This is a genomic window from Eudoraea sp., from assembly GCF_049665975.1.
Taxonomy (GTDB): Bacteria; Bacteroidota; Bacteroidia; order Flavobacteriales; family Flavobacteriaceae; genus Eudoraea.
The window spans coordinates 1-3,969 of record NZ_JBATGR010000048.1 but is presented as its reverse complement, the minus strand read 5'-3'; the positions used below and the strand labels follow the sequence as shown (position 1 = coordinate 3,969).

Here is a 3,969-nt window from a genome sequence, read left to right as displayed (position 1 = left end):
ACTAAACAGGATAAAGATGACAGGCAGCAAAGGATAAAAAGGGGCCTTAAAGTGCGGTGATGCAGGCTTTTTTTTTCGCAACACAAACACCCCTGTAACAGTAAGGGCAGCGCTAAGCTGTAAAATAAATCCACAATACAGCAGAACACTTTCAAAGCTGCCTGTAAGCACATAGGCGATGCTTAACAGGGCTTGCAACCAAACTGCTGTCACTGGAAGGTTATTCTTATTCTTCCGTTGTAAAAATTGCCAGAGCTTAAAGTCCTTACTCATAGCAAGTGATACTCGCGGTCCCACCCAAACCATGGCACTTATACTGGAAATTAAAAAGAAAGAAATTAGAATATTAATGGTTTTGGCACCCTGGTTGCCGAATATATTGGAAGCATAGACATGTCCAATATCCAGTTGCCCTCGCAGTTCCTCCAAAGTCCCGTGCTTTAAGAAGACAAGTTGCATAAACACATATAACACAGCAACAAGGAGTGTTCCCCGGACAAGCGCTTTTGGAAGATTAATCCTGGGGTTGTCTATCTCTTCAATGATATAAGATGCGGCGTTCCAACCAGTATACGAATAACTCACATATACAAAAGCTATGGCAAATGAAGGTGTTATAATCTCTATTGTCCATGAATTGGAAAAGTTGAGTGCGGAATCAATTTGGGTATAGTAAAGCCCTATAAGGATAAGAAAGAGGATCAATAAGACCTTGAACCAGCTGGCATAGGATTGAAATTTACTACTCACATTAAGGCTGAAAGAATGTATAACCGATATTATTAGTATTACTGCAACAGCCAAAAAAGTGTTATTAACGTGCAGTACATTACCTAAATAGGCACCCAAAGCCATAGCGGCGAGGGCCACCGGGGCTGCAAATCCCACAGTTAGAGAAACCCAGCCCGAAAGATATCCTGCCAGCGGATGAAATAATTTTGACAGAAAAATATATTCACCGCCAGATTTATTAATGGCACTTCCTATCTCTGCGTAGCAAAATGCCCCTGCAAGGGCCATGACACCCCCTAATGACCACAGCAATAGAATAGACCAGGTATTGGAAACATCCTGAAGCTGAAACCCCAGGCTTGTAAAAACACCGGTCCCAATCATATTGGCAACCACCAGGGCCGCACCTACTTTCCAGCCAATCTTGTTTGTCGTCTTACTCAGATTTTATTTGATTTAAATGGTAATTATGAATATAAAAAAACCCCTTCAAAAAGAAGAGGTTTTTGCTATATTATATATCTTTTACCATTTGCCCAGAAGTATCCTGGTACCATTACGAATTAACTCTACACCACCATTTGTTTCTCCAAATTCCTTCCATGCTTTTCTTCGGGCTTCAACCTGATCAGGGCTAAGAAGGGCATCAATGCCTGCCATTGCTGATTTAAAATCTTTATAGCCTTGAATAACCATATGGGTTTCACCATGTGGTGATCGACCAGAATTGACACTGCCCAAAACCGTTAACCTGACATCTGATTTAAACTTGGAAAAATACTTTTCGCGGGCGGTTTGAAATGCATCATTATCGGAGACTTTAATGTAAAGATAATGTTGTATAGGCCAAACCGCACTAGCCTCAGTAGCCCCATATGTTGCAATGCCCTTGCCCATAGAAGAACTAAACGAACCTTTGATATGCTGATTTACTCTTGTTAAAAATAAGTCCCAGGTATCGTTTTGCTGTCCGGAATATTGAGCTCCCATGGCTTCCAATGAACCAGAAAACCCAATGGAATGCGTATAATTATTATCACTATCATTAAAGTGGTTTTCAAAAAAACGAACGGTAACACCATCCTTTTTATGCTCTTTAAAATAATCTTCGACTAATTTTAAGACGGCCGCCTCATCTTTAGGTTCTACACTAAAATTGTAATAGGTCCAGTAGAAATCCTGTGCATTTGCGGAAAATGCAGCGAATAGAAATAAATAAAGTACTAGATTTTTCATTGTATATAATTATATTAGATTACTAAATAAAGTTAAAAGGAAACCAGATAAGTATACAATTTTTTAAAAAAATAAAGTGCCCATTATAGGACGAAAGACACTTATTATTGTCCGTATGAGTATATTTATTTATCGGCCTTTATAATTCAGACTTTTTTGCTGTCGAGAAGATATTTGGACTCATCCTGCGGCCTATTAAATTAATTCTTATGTTTATAGTTCCTAAATAATTAATCATGGGAACACGAAGAGACTTTGTTCAGAAAATTACCGCTTCCGCGGTAGGGCTGCCAATATTATACAATTCTACACAACTTTTTGCGGGGACAACGAGTTCTTATGAAGGACCCGTATTGAGGGTGGCTATTATGGGATTGGGGAGTTACGGAACTCGTGTTGCAAAAGCCATGAAAAGCTGTAAGCGAGCTAAACTTGTTGGGGTAATTAGTGGAACACCTTCAAAAGTTACTCAATGGCAGGCAACATATGATATTCCGGTAAAGAACTGCTACAATTATGAAAACTTTGATCAAATAAAGGACAATCCTGATATTGATGCCGTTTACATAATTACTCCAAACGGACTGCACTGTGAATTTACCAAACGAGTTGCCTTTGCCGGAAAACATGTGATCTGCGAAAAACCAATGGGCATCAATGCCCGGGAAGGACAGGAGATGGTAGACGCCTGTAAGGCCGCTAATGTTAAATTATTGATAGGATATCGAATGCATTTCGAGGCTAAAACCCTCGAAATTGTACGTATGAGCAGGGCTGGGGAATTTGGAAAAATTATTTTCTTTCAGGGGCAATCTGGTTTTATTATTGGTGATCCCAATCAATGGCGATTAAATAAAAAATTGTCTGGGGGTGGAGCTATGATGGATATCGGTATTTACTCCATTAACGGAGCACGTTATATGATAGGGGAAGAACCTATTTGGGTGACCGCACAGGAGACTAAAAACGACCCCGTAAAATTTAAAGAAGGAATAGATGAAACCATTCAGTTTCAATTAGGATTCCCCGGGGGTGCAGTGGCCTCATGCCTTTCAACCTATGCAGTAAATCATCTGGATAGATTTTACCTTGCCGGCATAGATGGGTGGGCCGAAATGAAGCCGTCTACGGGTTATGGACCTATTAAAGCCCGCACGCATAAAGGCGAACTAACAGATCCCCACATTACCCACCAGACCGTACAGATGGATGAAATGGCGGGAATAATTTTAGAAAATAAAGAACCTGCTATTGCTGTTGATGGAGAAGAAGGGGTTAAGGATATGAAAATTATAGATGCTATTTTCAAGGCTGTAAAAACCGGCAAAAAGGTAGCATTCACCACCACTTGAAATTAAACACCTGTGTAGGTTATTCTAGCTATTTTGAAATAGCAATTTTGTTAGATAAAATTGGAAACTTAACGCTTGCAAATACTACAATTATGTGCAATTCTTGCTATAAAACAATTGGATTAAATTCAAAATGGTTTTTTCTATTGACCGCAATTCTAATATTTTCATCCTGTAAAGAAAGACAGGAGGAGACAGCAAATGAGCCTGTTTTGAGTATTAGCAAGGATAATGAAGGGATAACCGTACCCGATGGGTTTGGGGTAATAAAGGTGGCAGATTCTTTAGGGGCACCTCGCCATATCGCTGTTAACTCTAATGGAGGTGTTTATCTGAAGTTAAGAAAACCAATTGATGGAGAAGGTATAATTTACCTTGAAGACCACGATGGAGATGGGATAGCTGATGCAAAAAAAGGATTTGCAGATTATGGCGGAACCGGGATATATCTGGGTAAAAAATATTTATATGCATCATCCGATGAGGAAATTTTTAGATATAAGCTGAATAGTGAAGGGCTGGTTGTAGATCCTGGAAAGCCCGACACACTTGTAACCAAACTGGTAGCTGGAAGAACACATGCTACCAAATCCTTTACACTGGATACGGCTGGATACATTTACGTTAATATTGGCGCATATTCCAATGC

3 protein-coding genes and 1 pseudogene are annotated in these 3,969 nt (G+C 39.6%); 2 read left to right on the top strand and 2 right to left on the bottom strand.

The genetic code is table 11. The annotated features are described in order from the left end of the window. The coding region (locus tag WBN20_RS01965) for an APC family permease (protein ID WP_424280519.1) at window positions 1-1,128 on the bottom strand (1,128 nt) is incomplete at its 3' end. A gap of 129 nt (window positions 1,129-1,257) precedes the next feature. Next, window positions 1,258-1,968 carry a hypothetical protein gene (locus WBN20_RS01960; RefSeq protein ID WP_424280518.1) on the bottom strand — a complete coding sequence of 237 codons (711 nt, stop codon included), beginning with the start codon at window positions 1,966-1,968 and terminating at the stop codon, window positions 1,258-1,260. A gap of 236 nt (window positions 1,969-2,204) precedes the next feature. Here WBN20_RS01960 and WBN20_RS01955 point away from each other — a divergent pair, with 236 nt between their 5' ends. Continuing rightward, a complete protein-coding gene (locus WBN20_RS01955) occupies window positions 2,205-3,320 on the top strand; it encodes a Gfo/Idh/MocA family protein (RefSeq protein WP_424280517.1) in 1,116 nt (371 codons plus the stop codon). 92 nt (window positions 3,321-3,412) lie between these two features. Further along, window positions 3,413-3,969, top strand: a pseudogene (locus WBN20_RS01950) (PQQ-dependent sugar dehydrogenase); the annotation flags it as partial.